We start from the raw sequence: 18,707 nt of genomic DNA, 5'->3' as shown, positions 1-18,707 counted from the left end.
TTGAACCAAAAGCTAGGCCAGCAGACCTAGCTATTTTTAAACTTTTTGATTTTCAATTCAAATTGAAACGAAGTTCAATTTGAACTCATCCGCTTCTTTCGCTGTGGTGAAAGTGATTGGACTGATAATTCAGTTCAATCACAGGGGATTTTTGAGACTCTAGGCTCAAAAATAAGCAATGAAACCATCGGTTTGCTTGCGTCCCTCACCACTAAGAAAGGAGCAAAAAATCTTATCTCTTGATTTCTTCCATGACATAGGCCTCAATCACATCATCCATCTTGATGTCATTGTAGCCATCGATCATCAATCCACCTTCACGACCGTTTGTAACTTCTTTGACGTCGTCTTTGTAGTGTTTCAAGCTTGCGAGTTCGCCGTCATAGATAACGACACCGTCACGGATGACACGAACTTTAGAATCACGGGTAACCTTACCACTCATAACCATAAATCCACCGATGGTTCCTACTTTAGATACCTTGAAGGTTTCACGGATAACTGCTTCACCGATAACTTTTTCTTCAAATTCTGGATCAAGCATCCCTTTCATGGCTTCTTCCATCTCTTCGATAACCTTGTAGATAATGCTGTGGAGACGGATTTCTACATCGTCAGCTTCCGCTTGTTGACGCGCTTGTGGTGTAGGGCGTACGTTGAAACCAACGATAAAGGCATTTGAAGCTTCCGCAAGGGTCACGTCAGATTCATTGATAGCACCGACTGCCGAGTGGACAATAGTAACTTTGACACCTTCTACATCGATCTTTTGAAGTGAGGCAGAAAGGGCTTCGACAGAACCTTGTACGTCGGCCTTGATGATAACGTTAACCGACTTAAGTTCACCAGCTTTAAGCGTATCAAAGAGGTTTTCAAGGCTGACACGTTGGGTAGCTTGGCGTTGTTTCATGAGGGCACGTTTCGCACGCTCTTCACCTGCTGCACGCGCAGATTTTTCATCCTCGTAAACGGCAAAATGGTCACCCGCCATTGGCGCTTCGTTTAGACCTGTGATAGAAACCGGCGTTGATGGGCCTGCAACCTTAACACGACGACCAAGGTCATTGGTCATGGCACGGACACGACCGAAGGTATTTCCGACAACGATTGGGTCTTGGACATTCAAGGTACCTTGTTGAACAAGAAGGGTTGCAACTGCACCTTTTCCTTTATCCAAGCGCGCTTCGATAACCGTACCAATCGCACGAACTGTTGGGTCTGCCTTGAGTTCTTGGATTTCAGCTACAAGAAGGACTGTTTCCAAGAGTTCATCGATATTTTGGTTGAATTTAGCCGAGATTTCGACAAACTCAGAATCTCCACCCCAAGCTGTTGACATAACCCCATGCTCTGCCAATTCACCGATAACACGTTCTGGGTTGGCACCTGGTTTATCAATCTTGTTGATAGCTACGATAATTGGAACGTTGGCCGCTTTTGAGTGGTTGATGGCTTCGATAGTCTGAGGCATAACCCCGTCATCTGCCGCAACGACCAAGATGGTAATATCGGTAACAGAAGCACCACGCGCACGCATAGAGGTAAAGGCTGCGTGCCCTGGTGTATCAAGGAAGGTAATCTTCTTGCCATTTTCCACGATTTGGTAGGCACCAATATGCTGAGTGATACCACCTGCTTCACCTGTCGCAACACGAGAGTTACGAAGGGTATCCAAGAGGGTTGTTTTACCATGGTCAACGTGTCCCATGATGGTTACAACTGGTGGACGCTCAACCAATTCATCTTCATTGAGATAGCCATCTTCGACGAAGAAACGTTCGATGTCGGCATTATCCACTTCAACCTTTTGTTTGGCTTCGATGCCGTAATCCACCATGAGGAGTTCGATGGTTTCTCCATCCAAGGATTGGTTTTGTGTGGCCATCACACCCATCATAAAGAGTTTCTTAACAATTTCTGCTGGTTCACGTTTGATACGTTTTGCGATTTCCGCAACAGTCATACCATCTGTATACTCAAATTCTGTTGGCAATTCGTGGAACTTACGCTCTGTAACAGGTTTTGGAGCCTGGTTACGGTTGTTTTGCTTGTTCCCTTTTTTATTTTTCTTGTTGTTATTCCAGTTACTATTCTTTTGATTTCTCACTTGATTTTGACTACTTCGATTCTTTTGTTGTTTTCTAGGACCATCTTCTTCGTGATCATAATCATCACGTTCTTTGTCTGGTCGAGCTTGTTTTTTACGACGTGTATCCACTGGCGCTTCTTTCGCTACAGGAGCTACTGTTACGGCTGGCTGCGTTTGTTCAGCTAGCTTAGCAGCTTCCTCAAAGATTTCCTCAGGCTCCTTGCGTTTATTAGCTTGAGCCAAGGCTTCTTTGGCAGCTTGCGATTGTTTGAAGCGCTCCTCGCTTGAGCGTGCGTACTCTGCATTTTGCTCTGCTTTTAGGGCTGCTGCACGGGCTTTAAAGTCAACACGTGGTCCAGCTTGCTTGGACTGGAAGTCTTGCTGCTGACGGCGATCATTGCCACGATTCCCTTGACCTTGTGGTTTTTTCCCTTGGTCGTTAAATCGGCGATTGTCGCGGTTTCCTTGACCAGGTTTGCCACCATTACGACCGTCATTTTTCTGATGGTTGCCGTTTTGTTGTTGGTCACGGTTGTTGCCCTTGTTTTGTTTGCGTCGCTCTGCCTGCTCTTTGGCACGCGCCTCACGCTCCGCCTTGAAGTTTCGACTCTGTGGTCTTGCGGCCACTACTTTTTCTTCCTTAGGAGCTGCAGGTGTAGCTGGCTTACTTTCTTCCTTAGCGGCAGCTGGTTTAGCCGATGCAGACTTTTCTGCTTTCTTTTCTACACTTGCTTTTGGTGCTGCAGGTTTTTCTTCTGCTTTTGGAGCAGCTGGTTTAAAGCTAGCTGCGATTTGTTCAGCAGCAGCAGCTTCCACGCTCGATGAGTGGCTTTTCACATCCAAGCCCAACTCTTTTGCACGCGCTACAACTTCTTTACTTTCTTTTCCAAGTTCTTTTGCGATTTCGTACAATCTTTTCTTAGACAAATCATGTCCTCCTCTTCTATTCCATAAGAGACCTCATTTTCTTTGTAAATCCAGCATCTGTCACAGCCAAAACCTTTCTCGATTTTCCGACTGCTATGCTTAATTCCAGTGTTGAAAACACGGTTATAACTTCTACTTGATAATAGTCACTTTTATCTTGAATCTTCTTGGTCAGATTGGGACCAGCATCATGGGCTAGAAAGACTAGCTTGGCTTTCTGGTCTTGGATGGCCTTGACCACCAATTCCTCCCCTGATATGATCCGGCCTGCTCGCTGAGCAAGTCCCAAGAGATTGCTTATCTTTTGCTTATTCAAGTCCTAACTCTCTTCTTTTCACTTTGTGATCCACATAGGCGATCAACTCGTCATAAAAGCTTTCTTCAACTTCCATGTTAAAGCTGCGGTTAAAGACTTTCTTCTTTTTTGCCTCTAGGGCTTCTGCATTGTCTAGCTTGATATAAGCGCCACGGCCATTGGCCTTGCCTGTCGGATCGATAAAGACCTGTCCTTCTTTGTTCTTGACAATGCGGAGCAAATCACGTTTATCAATCACTTCGTTGGATACAACAGACTTGCGCAAAGGGATTTTTCTTGTTTTCATCTTTCCCTCCTCTAGCAGCTTTTATTCTTCCGTCAATTCGTCCGCAGCTGCGTAATCCACTTGACCTGCTTCTTCCATAGCTTCAAACTCACTTGCAGACTTGATATCGATACGGTAACCCGTCAAGTGAGCTGCCAAGCGAACGTTTTGTCCACGACGACCGATAGCAAGAGAAAGCTTGTTATCAGGTACAACGACCAAGGCACGTTTGCTATCATTTTCATCAAAGATAACTTGGTCAACCTCTGCAGGTGCGATGGCATTGTAGATAAACTCAGCTGGATCCGCTACCCACTCAATAACGTCGATGTTTTCTTCGACAGGAATCATGCGGTCGCTCTTGGCATCGTAGCGAGCTGGGTGGAATTTGCTGGTGATCTTCTTGATGTTAGCACCACCACGTCCAACGATTGTACCGATAGCGTCCACGTTTGGATTGTGGCTACGAACAGCAACCTTGGTACGGTCACCTGCTTCACGAGCTACGCTCATGATTTCAACAGTTCCATCGTAGACTTCTGGAATTTCTTGCTCCATCAAACGCTTAATCATCTCTGGATGGCTACGGCTAACAAAGACGTTCACACCACGAGGATTGTCTTCAACCTTGTAAACATAAACTTCGATACGGTCGTGAGAAGCAAAAACTTCTCCAGGAATTTGGTCTTGTTTTGACAATTGGGCTTCGATGCTACCAAGGTTGACATAGATAAAGCGGTTGTCAAAGCGTTCTACAGTACCTGACATGATTTCTTGCTCATGTTCTTTATAAGTATTGTAAGTGATGGCACGTGTTTGCTTGCGCATTTTTTCCATGATGGTTTGTTTAGCAGATTGGGCTGCTACACGACCAAACTCAGCAGGTGCTTCTTCAAACTTGATTTTATCACCAAGCTCATAAGCTGAATTAATGGCAAGAGCATCTTTCAAGCTGATTTCCAAACGGCTGTCAAATACTTCATCAACAACTTCACGAACAGTATAGACAGTAAAGTCACCTGTTTTTTCGTTGAAGTCGATAGCTACGCTGTCAGATTGACCATAGCGTCTACGATAAGCGGAACGAAGCGACTCTACTACTGCGTCGATGATGTCTTCTTTTTTGATTCCCTTGTCTTCTTCCAAAATGCGGAAGGCCTCTAGCATTTCTTTACTCATGTTCTTTTTACTTTTGAATCCTCAAAAGCTATCCTTTCTTTTCTATAGTTTAACTGCTAAACGTGCTTTTGATACTAAACTGTATGGAATCTGGACGGTTTTCTTACGTGTCTTGTCCATATACTCCATAGTCAACTCATCCTCTTCAAAGGATACTAAGGTTCCTTCAAAGACCTTTTGCTTATCGATGGCTTGGTAGAGCCCGACATGGATGTATTTCCCAACTGCTCCAGCGACAGCATCCTTGGTTTTCAAAGGACGTTCCAAGCCTGGACTGGTGATTTCTAGGAAATATTGTTCTGGGAAGGGATCAGGCTTGATGGTATCTAGGACAGGACTGATAATTTCTGTCAAATCTGCCGTGTCGTTCAAGGTAATTCCTTCAGGTTTATCTACAAAAATACTGAGAATCATATCACTGCCAATCTTTCCATACTCGATATCCACGAGTTCGAAAGGTGCTTGAATGACAGGTTCTACAACTTCTCTGACTAATTCTACAATTGTTGCGATTGCGTCCACCTCCTCATAAGCAAGAGGCGAAGATATTTCCCCGCCTCTCTTTCTCATATTCTTACTATCAGTATAGCACGTTTGTCAATTTATGTAAAGCATAAGCACTCAAACGGCTTATTTTCAAGCTATTTCTTAAAATTCTGCCTCAACTCGGTAAATCACTTGACCTTTGCTGGAGAATTTTTGCTCATATTCCGTCATGACATTGCCTTCAAAATCACTGGCATGCAAGTCCAGCCAAACCCCATTGAGCTTCATGCCATACTGAGAAAAGCTCACTAGACTGTACTCAAACAAGCCACGATTATCTGTCTTGAAATGGATTTCCCCATTCTCAGGCAAGATGCGCTTGAAGGTATCCAAGAAACTCTTGTAAGTCAAACGACGTTTTTCATGGCGTTTTTTAGGCCAGGGATCTGAAAAGTTTAGGTAGAGACGATCAATTTCACCGTCTTCAAAGTAGTCGGTCAGATCTGAACCATCTACCCACAGCAACTTGATGTTGGGCACTCCAACTTCAAGCACCTTGTCCAAGGCATAACTCAATACCGACTTTTGGATGTCAATCCCGATGTAGTTGATGTCAGGATTTTGCTTGGCCATTCCTGATACGAAGGCCCCTTTCCCACTTCCAACTTCAACATGAATAGGATGATCATTTCCAAACAAGTCTCGCCATTTCCCTTTTGCTTCAAAGGGATTGAGGACCACATACTGAGGATTGGCCTCTAGTAATTCTGTCGCCCCTTTACGATTTCTAACTCTCATCTCTTCTTTCCATACTTGTCACGGAAGACACGCAAGGCATAAATCTCCCGGTTTACATTATCTAAATCTTGATTTACAAAGTATTTGGCAATCTGGCTCAAGTAAGAATACTGACCATACCAATACAATTTATCTAACACTGTCTGATTGTACTTATAGCCATAGTCTCTCAACCATTGACGCCACTGATGATCTGGAATGTAGTGGCATAGCAAATGCGCCACATCAAACATACGATCCGTCAGACGAACCGAATCCCAATCCACTAGATAAACGAGTCCACTCTCTGTCTCAATCCAATTACTATGGCGAAGATCACCATGCACAATCGTTGCATGGTCTTCCCTAAAGCCTGGAACCGTCCTGCGCAAATCATCAATCACCGAGTTTAAGTACTGATGTCGTTTCAAGACTTCGGGTGCTTCTTGCCTCCAAGACTGCAACAAGTCTACTGGCGTCTCCATGGTATATCCCAAACGGCTCAACTGCTTCATCAAGGGACGTGAGCGGTGAAGACGTGTCAAGATATTGATAATCTGCTTGCGGTTCATATCGTGCGGTGTCAAGATTTTGCCCGTCAACCATTCCTGGGCACACATATCACGACCATCTGGCAAACGACGAGTCCATAGTAATTGAGGAGCGATTTGTTCTCTGGCTAGGCCAGGTAGGATTGGAGAGGTGTTCATTTTTACAAAGACGCGCTTCCCATCAGGGTAGCTTCCCATATAAGCTTTGCCGCTCTTCCCAGGTATAGGGGTCAGCGTTAGCTCATTATCACCCAAGTCCATTTCTTTCCTCCGTATAAAGTTTCCTTACTATTCTACTAGTTTTTGGTCTATTCGTCAACCAATCTTTTTAGTTGGTAAGGCAAATAAAACAATTGTAGGAAGAGACTAGCCCCTACAAGAGCCAACAAGGCTATTTTTTCTTGAAAAACCACTGCTCCGACCAGCAGCTCCAGCAAAAGAACTGCACTTCCCACACCGAGCACAACCTGTTTCAGACCCTTTTCTTTCTCCCCTTTTTCTAGTGGAAAGAGCTGGGTCAAGTATTGGTAATCAAAGGCGTGATAGAGGGCTAGCAATTGGAAGAGTAAGAGATAGTTAAACAGTATTACCACTGCTGTCGCAATCCAAGATTGCTCGATAAAGATCTCAGCTAACAAAGAAAGCAAGAGAAGCCTGAAACTGAGGGCAAAGAGATCTCCATTTCGCAGATAAGAACGAAGATAGAGGTTTTGCCAGATCTTCCCTGGAACCTTTTGAACAACATTTAGGATGAAATCCAGATAAGCACGACGTTTGACACTATTTGAAATCCCCTTGACCTGCGTAAAGAGAGCAAAGAAACGAAGCAAGACTTGCTTGCGTTTGCTTTCTTGAGCGATCACATAGTCCCAGTCAAGCCCATTCTCTGTAAAAAATTTACTAACTTTTTGGCGAAAGATTAGGTACTTTGCTGCTCCCAATAAAAGCACATAGATGAAAAAAACTGGCAAGCCATAACCCATGGCTAAAAATAAGGGCGCAAATAAAAGCAAGAAAAGGGTTTGGACAAAGAGCCAAAAGACCAGTGAGCGCATCGTCTGCCCTTTGAGGTGAGACTTAACCTCCTCTTCACTGACTAAGAGAAAGAGCTTGTCAGGTCCTTCCATGTAGGTCGCGATTCCTCCCCAAGCCAAAAGTAAGACAGATACAATCCCAAAAAACAAGAGGATAGGCCAATGATTTTCAGGAAAATCTTGCAAGAGTTGACTATACTGGTAAGCTAGAAAGCCGATAAGAACTAGCAGGAACAAGACAAAGTGGTCATTTAGAACATAACGCAGATAACCGACACACTCCTTACGAAAAGCCTGCTTTCGCTTTAAAAACAAGTCTTTCATAGCTCCTCCTCTTTGGTCAGAGCCAAGTAAATGTCATTCAAACTTGCTTCAGGCATGTCAAAGGCTTCGCGTAGTTGCGCCAGATTCCCCTTGGCACGCACCTCTCCCTTGTGGAGAATGACAAAGGCGTCACACATCTTCTCCGCCGAGTCCAGAACATGGGTACTCATGAGGATAGACTTGCCTTTTTGCTTTTCCACTTCCAAAAGCTGAATCAAGTCAGAAATAGCGAGTGGATCGAGGCCAAGAAAAGGCTCATCTACGATAAAGAGGCTCGGATCCACGACAAAGGCACAGATAATCATGACCTTCTGCTTCATCCCTTTGGAAAAATGCACTGGGAGCCAGTCTAATTTTTGATCCAAACGAAACATTTTTAACAAAGATTCTACTCGCTCAAAAGCCACTTTTTGCTCAATACCATAGGCCATGGCAACCGTCTCGATATGCTCTCTGAGGGTCAATTCCTCATACAGACTAGGCGTTTCTGGGATATAGCCAACCTGTTTGCGGTAGTTGGTTGCATCTTCTCGCAAGGTGAGACCATTAATCTTGATTTCCCCACTGTAAGGTGTCAACAGACCGATAATCTCATTGATAGTCGTTGATTTCCCAGCACCGTTGAGACCAATCAAACCGACCAACTGCCCACTTTCAACTGTAAAGGACACATCTTTCAAGACAGGAACGTGAACATAGCCTCCTGTCAGGTTTTTAATTTCTAACATATTTTCTCCGAATCTGGTATAATGTAGCTATATTATATCAAAATTCAATACAGTAGAGGTGGATTTTATGTCAGATTGCATTTTTTGTAAGATCATCGCAGGGGATATTCCTGCTTCAAAAGTATACGAAGATGAGCAGGTTCTTGCCTTTCTTGATATCTCTCAAGTAACGCCTGGACACACCTTAGTCGTGCCAAAAGAGCACTACCGCAATCTCTTGGAGATGAATGCTGCGAGCGCCAGCCAACTCTTTGCACAAGTGCCAACAGTGGCTCAAAAAGTTATGAAGGCTACCAAGGCTGTCGGCATGAATATCATTGCCAATTGCGAGGAAGTCGCTGGTCAAACGGTCTTTCATACCCATGTGCACCTCGTACCTCGCTACGGTGCAGAAGATGACCTCAAGATTGACTTTATCGCTCACGAACCTGACTTTGACAAACTTGCCCAAGTCGCTGAAACCATTAGAAACGCTTAAGGAGTTGCCATGAAACTATCCAATCTATTGCTATTCGCAGGAGCTGCAGCTGGAAGTTATTTTGTCGTAAAAAATCGCCAAGCCATCACAGAGGAGTTTGTGGATACTAGCGACCGTGTCGAAGCTATGAAGGAGGATTTGGATGTCATTCAAAACAGTCTACAAATCATCGACCGGCAAAAAACCCTTATCAAGGAATACCAAAAAGACCTAACCTACAAGTTCAAAGTCTTGGAAAAGGATTTCCAAACCAGAATGGCGGTCCTCCAAGAAGAAAAACAAGAATAAGAAAGCCTCCAACTTTCCTTAAACTCTTTTTTGGATACTAGGTTTGAACAGAAAAAGGAGGGAATGAAAGTGAAACAGTTTTTAAAAGTTCTAGCAAAGGTCATCGCGATCCCTTGTGGTTGCCTCTGCCTGCTTGCAGCCTTGGCATTTCTACTACTGATGAATCTTTTCAAGGCCTCACTGGGTGACATCCAAAAAGGGAATGAAACCTTAAAACAAATCTTTATCTCCCTTGACCTCCCTCCTGAGAAAGTAGAATCAAATGGAAGGTATCAATTCGAGGGTGGAGGCTTAAATTTTTATGTTACTTTCCCAGATGAGGTTATCAATAGCCACCCAGTCCTAAAAGAAAGTCCGAAACTCACCAAAAATCGACTCGAAGTCTATGTCCTCCAGACAGGAGAAATTTCATACTATAAAGTAGGGGATAACTTGTTCAATCATGGTTTATTGCAGTTTTTAGAGAAAGAAAGCGAGAAGTATCTCCAAGAAATCGGAAAGAAATTTAATCCCAATTACTCACTTCTCTTTTGGAATGATCAGGAAAGTCTAAAAAAAGGAATTGCATTCTATGAAAAAGCTTTGACTTTAGTGGATATTCAGGATAACTCGGCAATCAACCACATTGATACCATCACCGTTAAGCCTGGCAAAGAAGCAGAAATCAAGCAACTCATTCAGGACATGGATGCAGCTGGCTTGCTCACTCAAAAGTATAAATAGTAGGCTAACTGGAAAATGATTTTTCGACGCTAAATTTTCAAAGATAACAAAAAAGAGCCCATCGGCTCTTTTTATTTTATTCTCCTTCAAAGGCATCTTTTATGTGGTCAAAGAAGCCTTTTTTCTTTGGATTGACTTTCAAGTCACCTGCAGCTGCGAATTCTTTAAGCGCAGCTTTTTGGCGGTCGTTCAAACCTGTCGGAGTCACGACATTAACTGTAACATATTGATCACCAACTGCACCACCACGAAGGCTTGGTGCACCCTTGCCACGTAGACGGAACTTCTTACCTGTCTGAGTTCCTTCTGGGATGACCAATTCAACATCACCATGCACGGTTGGAATTTCCACAGTATCACCAAGGGCTGCTTGGACAAAGTTGAGGTTCAGATTGTAGAAGATAGTCGTTCCTTCACGTTCAAACTTATCACTAGCTTCTACTGAAACCACCACATACAAGTCACCATAAGGTCCACCGTTAAAGCCTGCTTCACCTTGACCCGCTAGGCGGATTTGTTGGCCTGTTTCCACACCAGCTGGGATTTTTACATGTACGCTATGAGCTTGTTTTTCATGACCTGTTCCGTGACAAGTTGTACATGGATCTTTGATTTCTTTTCCGCGACCATGACAGACATCACAGGTTACTTGGCGACGCATCATACCAAGAGGAGTCTGCGTATCGACGTTAATGACACCAGCGCCATGACAGCGTCCACAAGTGACTGGACTTGTCCCTGGCTTAGCACCAGAGCCGTTACATGTACGACAGCTGGCTTCACGATTGTATTTAACCTCTTTTTCCGTTCCAAAGATAGCTTCTTCAAAGGTCAAGTTCACACGATACTGGAGGTCATCCCCTTGACGAGGAGCGTTTGGATTGCGCGAAGCTCCGCCTCCGCCGAAGAAACTTGAGAAAATATCCTCAAAACCACCGAAGCCACTTGCTCCGTCAAAGCCACCGAAACCGCCAGCACCACCAAAGCCACCGTTGGCACCCGTAGCCCCATATTGGTCGTAGGCTGCACGTTTTTGGTCGTCACTCAAAGTCTCATAGGCTTCTTGAACTTCCTTGTATTTTTCCTCAGCACCAGGCTCCTTGTTGATATCTGGGTGGTATTTTTTGGAAAGCTTACGATAAGCCTTTTTGATCTCGTCTTCCGAAGCGTTTTTTGACACCCCCAGACGATCATAAAATTCAGTATTGTTCATACAAGATACTAAGAGCGAACAGAAAGCGACTGAAATTTAGGAAACCGACAAGAAATCCTGATTTCTTAGGAGGTTTATCTAATTTCCAAGCTTTCCGCTCGAGTTCAATTACGAACACCCTTATTCCTTTCTATAGTTTATAAGTAAATCATTAGAGTGTATTTTCTATACTCTGCTTCACTTCATCAAACTCTTTATCCGATAGAGTAAAAATCAAGTCCTCTTCTGAATATTCGTTCTGTTCTTTAAAATAGTTGTCAGTATTTTCTGCCAAACCTAGACCAAGAATCACTTTTCTTGCAAACTCTTGATGTGCAAAGCCAATAGCAGTAATGATATTTTTATCTTGCAGGACAGCTTTTGCTTTGAAATTTTCCCGAGGAAGAAATTCAAAATAATCAAAGAAGTTTTGCCAAATCCCACCAGTAAATTTCGTGTCATTCAACAAGCCAGCTTTCGCTAACAAAATGGGCGCAGAAGAAATTGCTGTAATTAAGATATCCTGCTCACCGAGTTCTCTCAAAAATGAGGCTAATTTTTCATCCTGTAGAGCAGGCCCTATATTTACCATTCCTGGCAAAATCACACAAGAATACTCTTCTATACGTACTTGATCCAATGTTTTTGTAGGTAAACAAGGCAAGCCATCTTCAGAGACCACCATCGAATGATCTGAAGCTACATAATCAATCGTGATGTCAAAAGACAGAGCCAAAGTACTCGTTAAAGAGGATATCTCATAAAGAGAAAAATTAGGATAAAGGATACAAAGTACTTTTTTCATAAGCGACACCCTCTATTTTACCGAAAAACAGAGGCTGGGTTACAACCTCTGGATTTCCATACTTTATGATTTATAGCGGAATCGCATAGCCTTTCCATTCGCTAACATCATATTTATCTTTACAATTGTCACAATAGCAAAATGCATCTGAAAAAGTTGCTTGATAGCCGTAACCACTACCATTCGGACGTTCTTTAGACCAGACAACAGTTCCTTGGCCACAAGGGCATTTATAAGTCCTCACTCTCTCATCATATGTACCATTTTCATGAGTTTCATCAGAAATGAGTTCCAATTCAATTCTATCATTCATATTAATACCTCAACATCTTACTTTTCAGTAAACTCTCCGTCTACGACGTCATCGCCTGCGTTTCCTGTTGCTTGTGCGCCTTCTGCTCCTGCTTGAGCTTGTTGGGCTGCTGCAGCTTGTTCGTAGAGTTTGACAGCAAGTCCTTGAGCTTTTTCGTTCAATGCTTCAAGTTTTGCTTTCATGTCATCCAAGTTGTTGTCTTCTTGAGCTTTCTTAAGGTCATCAAGGGCAGCTTGGGCAGCGTCACGTTCTGCATCAAAGCCTTTTCCTTCAGTTTCCTTGATTGTCTTTTCAGTCGCAAAGATTGCTTGGTCTACTTCGTTACGAAGGTCAACTTCTTCTTTACGTTTCTTATCTGCTTCAGCGTTCGCTTCTGCATCTTTCATCATGCGGTCGATTTCTTCGTCAGTCAAACCTGAGTTAGATTGGATGACAATTGTTTGTTCTTTTTGAGTTCCAAGGTCTTTGGCCTTAACAGACACGATACCGTTCTTATCGATGTCAAATGTTACTTCAATTTGAGGAATTCCACGAGGTGCAGCTGGGATATCTGTCAATTGGAAACGTCCAAGAGTCTTGTTATCTGCTGCCATTGGGCGTTCACCTTGAAGAACGTGGATATCAACGGCTGGTTGGTTGTCTGCTGCTGTTGAGAAGACTTGTGATTTAGATGTTGGGATAGTTGTGTTACGGTCGATGAGTTTTGTGAAGACGCCACCCATTGTTTCGATACCAAGTGACAATGGCGTTACGTCAAGAAGAACAACGTCTTTGACATCACCAGTGATGACACCACCTTGGATAGCCGCACCCATAGCAACTACTTCGTCAGGATTCACTGATTTGTTTGGCTCTTTACCAGTTTCAGCTTTCACAGCTTCTACAACGGCTGGGATACGAGTTGAACCACCAACAAGGATCACTTCATCGATTTCTGACAGGCTCAAACCTGCATCTGAAAGGGCTTGACGAACTGGAACTTTTGTACGTTCTACAAGGTCACGAGTCAAATCGTCAAATTTCGCACGAGTCAAAGTCATTTCCAAGTGAAGAGGCCCAGCTTCACCTGCAGTGATGAATGGCAAGCTGATTTGAGTTGAAGTTACACCAGAAAGGTCTTTCTTCGCTTTTTCAGCCGCATCTTTCAAACGTTGCATTGCCATCTTGTCAGTAGACAAGTCAATACCGTTTTCTTTCTTGAATTCTGCTACCATGTGGTCAATGATTTTTTGGTCAAAGTCATCACCACCGAGTTTGTTGTCCCCTGCAGTTGACAATACGTCGAAGACACCGTCACCCAATTCAAGGATAGAAACGTCGAATGTACCACCACCAAGGTCGAATACCAAGATTTTTTCTTCTTTGTCAGTCTTATCCAAACCGTAAGCAAGGGCTGCCGCAGTTGGTTCGTTGACGATACGTTCTACTTCAAGACCAGCAATTTTACCTGCATCTTTTGTTGCTTGACGTTGCGCATCATTAAAGTAAGCTGGAACTGTGATGACAGCTTTGGTTACTTTTTCACCAAGGTATTCTTCAGCATAACCTTTCAAGTATTGAAGAATCATAGCTGAGATTTCTTGTGGAGTGTATTCTTTACCATTAGCAGAAACCTTTTCAGAAGTTCCCATCTTAGACTTGATAGAGATAACAGTATCTGGGTTTGTAACTGCTTGACGTTTTGCAGCATCACCAACGATGATTTCGCCGTTTTTGAATGATACTACAGATGGAGTTGTGCGATTTCCTTCTGGATTTGCAATGATTTTGCTTTCAGTTCCTTCAAGAACTGCAACTGCTGAGTTTGTTGTACCTAAGTCAATACCGATAATTTTAGACATGTGTTTTTCTCCTTGTTAGTTAATTTTCTATTTTTGATATTCCCCTTAAGTGGTGGGGACATGAGCAACTCCCTCCGGGATTTCATCACTAATTTTTGAGCCTATTGTCTCAAAAATTCCCCTACTTCACCACGGTGGGAAATATCTTCCTTGCAAGCCTCCGGCTTGCCTCTTATCTTTCTTCATAGTTTATTGTCGTTTCGGACAAGTTTTTTTAAGCTATCTAGCCTAGTTATAAACAACCACCATTGCCGGTCTTAAGATACGATCATGGAGTTTGTAGCCCTTTTGGAAAACTTGGGCAATGGTATCTGCTGGGTGTTCATCGTCTGCTGGGAGAGTTTGGATAGCCATATGGTAGTTATGGTCAAATTCGCCGTCAGCTGCAATTTCTTCGATTCCTTCTTCTTTCAAAGCGTGAATCAAGCTTTCTTGCACCATTTCTAGACCTTTTTTGACATCGTCCGTCAAGCCTTCAACGGCAAGCGCACGCTCAAGGTTGTCCAAGGAAGGTAAGATGGCTTTCCCTAAATCTTGGCTTCGATAGCGTTGCAAGAGTTGGCGTTCCTCATTGGCACGACGTTGGATGTTTTGCATTTCCGCATGAGCGCGAAGGTATTTATTTTCAAAATCTTCTGCCCGCTCATTGGCTAATTCTAATTCTGATTTTTCAGGAGCAGTTTCAACAGCCTCTTCAGCAGTTTCTACCACTTCCTCTTCTTTTACTTCTTCGTTTTTTGTTTCCTCAGACATTTTTCGCCTCCTTTTTAGGAATTTATGTAATTTTATGTTCAACTCACCTCATAATGATTACTACTCAAATAGCGATAGAAATCTGTGAGTTTCATAGTTAGTACTCGATTGACAACATTGAGTTGATTAACCAATTGCTGGTAATCCAGATTAACCGGACCGATAATCGCCAGAATTCCAAAACCACGATAAGGGATGAGGAATTTACTGCTAATCACTGCTAGGTCAGCTAGACAGGATTCTTGACTGTCCGCAACACGAACGTTTTGCATCTGATCCTCATGCAGACCTTCACGAATTTCCAAGGCCACCTTCTGTGGTTGGTCAAAGAACTGATAGGCTGCTAGATTGGCAAAATTCAAGAGATTAACCTTGCCCGCAACCACAATGTTTTCGTTGAACATTTCTTTAAAGATATGTTCAAAGAGATCCATGACATTGTCCGTTGTTGTGAAGTAACGTTGAATAATCTGCGGAATCTCCGTCCGAATCTTGTAGTGAATATCCAGAACGGTCTGACCGAGGAAACGTTCCTGAATGATGCTCTTCAATTTTAGCAAATCTTCCTGCAAGAAATTCCTTGGAATCAAAAACTGACTAGTAACCGTTCGAGACTCATCTAGGGTGAAAACTGCAAGAGCAGTGTGTTGTCCTAGAACGACAATATCGAAGGCCGTCAGGCGCTGTCTACTTGGTTCAACATCCAGCGCTACTACCGTACAGCCACTCAAGTCTGTTAGTAGATTAGCAGCCTCTTGCAGAATATCCTCCAGTTTGAAGAATTCCTGATCAAAGGCTTTGACAATCTCGTATACCTCATTTTCAGCCAGTCGGTCAAAATCCAGTGAGTGTTTCACATAGTACTGAAAACCAGCGACACTTGGCATCCGACCACTGGAAGTATGAGCTTTTTCAAGCAAACCTTGCTTTTCCAGAGCCGCCATATCATTACGAATGGTTGCACTGCTAGAACTGATAGACTCTTTCAAGGCTTTAGATCCAACAGGTTCGTGCGTTTTGGTAAAGATGTCAATAATCAGATTTAAAATATTCTGCTGACGTTCTGTAACCATCTCGCCACTCCTCTCTGATAGATCTTTTTTTAGCACTCGATACATCCAAGTGCTAACTTATGATTCTATTATACACCCTTAAAAGAGAATGTCAAGACAAAAACTCAAAAAATTAGCACTCTTTTGTCAAGAGTGCTAAAAATCGGTCTGAAGACCTAGAAAAAAGATTGCCCGTTCGGACAACCTCTTTTCTATTATTAATACAAATCAAGATAATTATCAATTTCCCATTGTGAAACGAAAGTTGCATAACTTGCCCATTCGATTCGTTTAGCTTCAAGGAAACTAGTATAGATATGTTCTCCGAGAGCCGCTCTGACAACTTCATCTTCCGTCAAAGCTTTCAAAGCGTTGTGAAGGGTTGATGGAAGATCTGTGATTCCAGCTTCCTTACGCTCTTCTGCTGTCATGATGTAGATATTTTCTTCGATAGGAGCAGGTGCTTCGATTTTGTTTTCAATACCATGCAAACCAACTTCCAATAGAACTGCCATCGCGATGTATGGGTTTGCCATTGGATCTACTGAGCGTAATTCCAAACGAGTTCCCATGCCACGTGAAGCCGGTACACGAACAAGCGGTGAACGGTTACGACCAGCCCAAGCGATGTAAACTGGCGCTTCATAACCAGGAACCAAACGTTTGTATGAGTTAACTGTTGGATTCATGATGGCAGTATAGTTGTAGGCATGCTTAATCAAACCGCCAAGGAAATAGTAGGCAGTTTCTGACAATTGCATTCCTTTTGGATCATTGGGATCAAAGAAGGCATTGTTTCCTTCTGCATCAAACAAGGACATATTACAGTGCATACCTGATCCAGCAATACCAAATTTTGGTTTCGCCATAAAGGTTGCATAAAGACCGTGTTTACGAGCGATTGTTTTAACAACGAGCTTAAAGATTTGAATCTTATCACAAGCACGAAGCACTTCATCGTACTTGAAGTCAATTTCATGTTGACCAACCGCAACTTCGTGGTGACTAGCTTCTACTTCAAATCCCATTTTGGTCAAGACATTCACGATTTCACGACGCGTATTGTCCGCAAGATCTGTAGGCGCCAAATCAAAGTAACCACCCTTGTCATTTACTTCAAGTGTCGGGTCACCATTTTCATCCAGCTTAAATAGGAAGAATTCTGGTTCTGGACCAAGGTTGAAGGATTTGAATCCCACTTCCTCCATATGACGAAGCGTACGCTTCAGATTACCACGAGGGTCACCTGCAAATGGCTCACCCTCTGTTGTATAGACATCACAGATCAAACCTGCAACACTTCCATTCTCATCTCCCCAAGGGAAGACTGTCCATGTATCCAAGTCTGGGTACAAGTACATATCTGACTCATTGATACGTACAAAACCTTCAATAGAAGATCCATCAAACATAGCCTTGTTTGACAAGACTTTATCTAACTGTTCATCTGTAGCAGGAATTTCGACGTTTTTCATCGTCCCCAAGATATCTGAAAACATGAGACGAATAAAGGTAACATTTTTTTCCTTGACTTCACGACGAATATCTGCAGCTGTGATTGGCATGGTTTTTCTCCTTAATGTATGACTACTTGCGGTTGCCTAACCGCGACCAAAAGGTGACTGCGCTGAAGCAAAGCGTCCCTGTTGGAGGAGCTCATTATGAAGCGCACGACGCACTTCCGTTGGGCTCACTGCTTTCTTGGATTTCGCCTCACGTTCAGCATATTTCTTCTTAATGGCAGCGATATTGAAACCTTCAGAAATATAATCTTTGATTTCAAGCAAACGATCCATGTCATTCAAAGAATACATGCGACGGTTCCCTTCGTTTCGATCAGGCTTTATCAACTCTTGATCTTCATAATAACGAATCTGACGCGCCGAGAGATCGGTCAACTTCATCACACTGCCGATAGGAAAAACAGCCATATTTCGGCGAAATTCTCTTTCCTTCATTCACAATTTCCTTCTTTCTGTCTATTATAGTCTAAAAAAATACATACGTCAATTGATAATGTCACAAAATATAACATTATTTTCTTTTTTTCTCAAAAAGATTTCTGAAGCGATCAATATCATAATTTACGAGTATTGCGACAAAAACACCCATAAAAGTTTCAAATACACGAGCAAACACGTACAATATTGTCTCCCCGCTCGGTATTGATAGGGTAATGATCAACATAGCTGCTACACCACCAATAACTCCCGCCTTATTGTTCATGGCGACATTTGTCATAATGGTTAACATGGTGCAGATTGGCACAATCAGCAAGGTCACCCAAAAGGCTTCTTGAAATAAGGTATTTAAGAGAAAAAAGACAAGAGCATAAAAACCTCCGATGCTATTTCCTAAGATACGTGAAGTTCCAAAATGGACGCTCTTATCAAAACTTTCTCGTAGACTGAAGACTGCTGTCAAAGCCCCAATTTGAAGCCCCTTCCAACCAAAAAATCCAAAAATCAAGAGAACTAAAAAAACAGCAATTCCGGTTTTAAAGGTTCGTAGACCAAGCTTGAACTGTGACTTATCAAATTTATATTTTTTAAAATAACCCATAATCTCAACTTTCTATTTCCATTT

21 protein-coding genes are annotated in these 18,707 nt (G+C 42.8%); 3 read left to right on the top strand and 18 right to left on the bottom strand.

The window, feature by feature from the left end; all coding sequences use genetic code 11:
* Window positions 1-232: 232 nt before the first annotated feature.
* From infB to D8852_RS06940, 9 genes are all read right to left on the bottom strand, one after another.
* Window positions 233-3,016 (bottom strand): translation initiation factor IF-2, encoded by a 2,784-nt coding sequence (gene infB / locus D8852_RS06980; protein WP_125425182.1) that lies wholly within the window; start codon window positions 3,014-3,016, stop codon window positions 233-235.
* A gap of 16 nt (window positions 3,017-3,032) precedes the next feature.
* Window positions 3,033-3,332, bottom strand: a complete 300-nt coding sequence (locus D8852_RS06975; RefSeq protein WP_001041396.1) for a YlxQ-related RNA-binding protein — start codon at window positions 3,330-3,332, stop codon at window positions 3,033-3,035.
* Window positions 3,325-3,618, bottom strand: a complete 294-nt coding sequence (rnpM, locus tag D8852_RS06970) for an RNase P modulator RnpM (protein ID WP_000857560.1) — start codon at window positions 3,616-3,618, stop codon at window positions 3,325-3,327. The genes D8852_RS06975 and rnpM overlap by 8 nt, the downstream gene beginning before the upstream one ends.
* Before the next feature lie 21 nt (window positions 3,619-3,639).
* Entirely contained in the window at window positions 3,640-4,776 is a 1,137-nt protein-coding gene (nusA, locus tag D8852_RS06965) for a transcription termination factor NusA (protein ID WP_000032278.1), read from the bottom strand.
* 42 nt (window positions 4,777-4,818) lie between these two features.
* Entirely contained in the window at window positions 4,819-5,298 is a 480-nt protein-coding gene (gene rimP / locus D8852_RS06960; RefSeq protein ID WP_000338695.1) for a ribosome maturation factor RimP, read from the bottom strand.
* Window positions 5,299-5,424: 126 nt separating this feature from the next.
* Complete coding sequence (gene trmB, locus D8852_RS06955; protein ID WP_125425181.1) at window positions 5,425-6,060, bottom strand: tRNA (guanosine(46)-N7)-methyltransferase TrmB; 636 nt, start codon at window positions 6,058-6,060, stop codon at window positions 5,425-5,427.
* Window positions 6,057-6,851: a cell cycle regulator CcrZ gene (ccrZ, locus tag D8852_RS06950; protein WP_000363016.1), complete on the bottom strand. Its 795-nt coding sequence runs from the start codon at window positions 6,849-6,851 to the stop codon at window positions 6,057-6,059. The genes trmB and ccrZ overlap by 4 nt, the downstream gene beginning before the upstream one ends.
* Before the next feature lie 47 nt (window positions 6,852-6,898).
* The gene (locus D8852_RS06945) at window positions 6,899-7,948 is read right to left on the bottom strand and encodes an ABC transporter permease (protein ID WP_061417924.1); all 1,050 of its coding nucleotides are present in this window, start codon (window positions 7,946-7,948) and stop codon (window positions 6,899-6,901) included.
* The gene (locus D8852_RS06940) at window positions 7,945-8,676 is read right to left on the bottom strand and encodes an ABC transporter ATP-binding protein (RefSeq protein WP_061417927.1); all 732 of its coding nucleotides are present in this window, start codon (window positions 8,674-8,676) and stop codon (window positions 7,945-7,947) included. The genes D8852_RS06945 and D8852_RS06940 overlap by 4 nt, the downstream gene beginning before the upstream one ends.
* A 67-nt stretch (window positions 8,677-8,743) precedes the next feature.
* Between D8852_RS06940 and D8852_RS06935 the strand changes: the two genes are divergently transcribed.
* From D8852_RS06935 to D8852_RS06925, 3 genes are all read left to right on the top strand, one after another.
* Window positions 8,744-9,154: an HIT family protein gene (locus tag D8852_RS06935; RefSeq protein ID WP_061417930.1), complete on the top strand. Its 411-nt coding sequence runs from the start codon at window positions 8,744-8,746 to the stop codon at window positions 9,152-9,154.
* 9 nt (window positions 9,155-9,163) lie between these two features.
* Complete coding sequence (locus D8852_RS06930) at window positions 9,164-9,442, top strand: hypothetical protein (RefSeq protein WP_061417934.1); 279 nt, start codon at window positions 9,164-9,166, stop codon at window positions 9,440-9,442.
* Between the two features lie 63 nt (window positions 9,443-9,505).
* The gene (locus D8852_RS06925; RefSeq protein WP_125425180.1) at window positions 9,506-10,165 is read left to right on the top strand and encodes a hypothetical protein; all 660 of its coding nucleotides are present in this window, start codon (window positions 9,506-9,508) and stop codon (window positions 10,163-10,165) included.
* Between the two features lie 76 nt (window positions 10,166-10,241).
* Here D8852_RS06925 and dnaJ read toward each other — a convergent pair whose 3' ends face one another.
* From dnaJ to D8852_RS06880, 9 genes are all read right to left on the bottom strand, one after another.
* Window positions 10,242-11,378 carry a molecular chaperone DnaJ gene (dnaJ, locus tag D8852_RS06920; protein ID WP_125425179.1) on the bottom strand — a complete coding sequence of 379 codons (1,137 nt, stop codon included), beginning with the start codon at window positions 11,376-11,378 and terminating at the stop codon, window positions 10,242-10,244.
* A gap of 151 nt (window positions 11,379-11,529) precedes the next feature.
* Complete coding sequence (locus D8852_RS06915) at window positions 11,530-12,162, bottom strand: DJ-1/PfpI family protein (protein WP_125416556.1); 633 nt, start codon at window positions 12,160-12,162, stop codon at window positions 11,530-11,532.
* Window positions 12,163-12,232: 70 nt separating this feature from the next.
* Window positions 12,233-12,475 (bottom strand): hypothetical protein, encoded by a 243-nt coding sequence (locus D8852_RS06910; protein ID WP_049519834.1) that lies wholly within the window; start codon window positions 12,473-12,475, stop codon window positions 12,233-12,235.
* A gap of 17 nt (window positions 12,476-12,492) precedes the next feature.
* A complete protein-coding gene (dnaK, locus tag D8852_RS06905) occupies window positions 12,493-14,316 on the bottom strand; it encodes a molecular chaperone DnaK (RefSeq protein WP_125425178.1) in 1,824 nt (607 codons plus the stop codon).
* A 228-nt stretch (window positions 14,317-14,544) separates the two neighbouring features.
* Window positions 14,545-15,069, bottom strand: a complete 525-nt coding sequence (gene grpE / locus D8852_RS06900) for a nucleotide exchange factor GrpE (protein ID WP_125425177.1) — start codon at window positions 15,067-15,069, stop codon at window positions 14,545-14,547.
* A 38-nt stretch (window positions 15,070-15,107) separates the two neighbouring features.
* Window positions 15,108-16,142 carry a heat-inducible transcriptional repressor HrcA gene (gene hrcA / locus D8852_RS06895; RefSeq protein WP_125425176.1) on the bottom strand — a complete coding sequence of 345 codons (1,035 nt, stop codon included), beginning with the start codon at window positions 16,140-16,142 and terminating at the stop codon, window positions 15,108-15,110.
* Between the two features lie 197 nt (window positions 16,143-16,339).
* Complete coding sequence (gene glnA, locus D8852_RS06890) at window positions 16,340-17,686, bottom strand: type I glutamate--ammonia ligase (protein ID WP_125425175.1); 1,347 nt, start codon at window positions 17,684-17,686, stop codon at window positions 16,340-16,342.
* A 36-nt stretch (window positions 17,687-17,722) separates the two neighbouring features.
* Window positions 17,723-18,079, bottom strand: coding sequence for a transcriptional repressor GlnR (gene glnR / locus D8852_RS06885; protein ID WP_000664331.1), 357 nt, complete (start codon window positions 18,077-18,079; stop codon window positions 17,723-17,725).
* 76 nt (window positions 18,080-18,155) lie between these two features.
* Window positions 18,156-18,683, bottom strand: a complete 528-nt coding sequence (locus D8852_RS06880) for an FUSC family protein (RefSeq protein WP_084976033.1) — start codon at window positions 18,681-18,683, stop codon at window positions 18,156-18,158.
* Window positions 18,684-18,707: the final 24 nt, after the last annotated feature.

The organism is Streptococcus mitis (assembly GCF_003942695.1).
Lineage (GTDB): Bacteria > Bacillota > Bacilli > Lactobacillales > Streptococcaceae > Streptococcus > Streptococcus mitis_BD.
This window is presented reverse-complemented; position numbering and strand designations above follow the sequence as displayed.

Coding starts and splice junctions, on each gene's coding strand:
- hrcA (WP_125425176.1), bottom strand. CDS start 16,142: ATGGTTACAGAACGTCAGCAGAATATTTTAAATCTGATTATTGACATC.
- D8852_RS06940 (WP_061417927.1), bottom strand. CDS start 8,676: ATGTTAGAAATTAAAAACCTGACAGGAGGCTATGTTCACGTTCCTGTC.
- dnaK (WP_125425178.1), bottom strand. CDS start 14,316: ATGTCTAAAATTATCGGTATTGACTTAGGTACAACAAACTCAGCAGTT.
- ccrZ (WP_000363016.1), bottom strand. CDS start 6,851: ATGGACTTGGGTGATAATGAGCTAACGCTGACCCCTATACCTGGGAAG.
- D8852_RS06935 (WP_061417930.1), top strand. CDS start 8,744: ATGTCAGATTGCATTTTTTGTAAGATCATCGCAGGGGATATTCCTGCT.
- D8852_RS06880 (WP_084976033.1), bottom strand. CDS start 18,683: ATGGGTTATTTTAAAAAATATAAATTTGATAAGTCACAGTTCAAGCTT.
- D8852_RS06930 (WP_061417934.1), top strand. CDS start 9,164: ATGAAACTATCCAATCTATTGCTATTCGCAGGAGCTGCAGCTGGAAGT.
- D8852_RS06945 (WP_061417924.1), bottom strand. CDS start 7,948: ATGAAAGACTTGTTTTTAAAGCGAAAGCAGGCTTTTCGTAAGGAGTGT.
- grpE (WP_125425177.1), bottom strand. CDS start 15,069: ATGTCTGAGGAAACAAAAAACGAAGAAGTAAAAGAAGAGGAAGTGGTA.
- glnR (WP_000664331.1), bottom strand. CDS start 18,079: ATGAAGGAAAGAGAATTTCGCCGAAATATGGCTGTTTTTCCTATCGGC.
- nusA (WP_000032278.1), bottom strand. CDS start 4,776: ATGAGTAAAGAAATGCTAGAGGCCTTCCGCATTTTGGAAGAAGACAAG.
- trmB (WP_125425181.1), bottom strand. CDS start 6,060: ATGAGAGTTAGAAATCGTAAAGGGGCGACAGAATTACTAGAGGCCAAT.
- glnA (WP_125425175.1), bottom strand. CDS start 17,686: ATGCCAATCACAGCTGCAGATATTCGTCGTGAAGTCAAGGAAAAAAAT.
- dnaJ (WP_125425179.1), bottom strand. CDS start 11,378: ATGAACAATACTGAATTTTATGATCGTCTGGGGGTGTCAAAAAACGCT.
- rnpM (WP_000857560.1), bottom strand. CDS start 3,618: ATGAAAACAAGAAAAATCCCTTTGCGCAAGTCTGTTGTATCCAACGAA.
- D8852_RS06910 (WP_049519834.1), bottom strand. CDS start 12,475: ATGAATGATAGAATTGAATTGGAACTCATTTCTGATGAAACTCATGAA.
- D8852_RS06925 (WP_125425180.1), top strand. CDS start 9,506: ATGAAAGTGAAACAGTTTTTAAAAGTTCTAGCAAAGGTCATCGCGATC.
- D8852_RS06915 (WP_125416556.1), bottom strand. CDS start 12,162: ATGAAAAAAGTACTTTGTATCCTTTATCCTAATTTTTCTCTTTATGAG.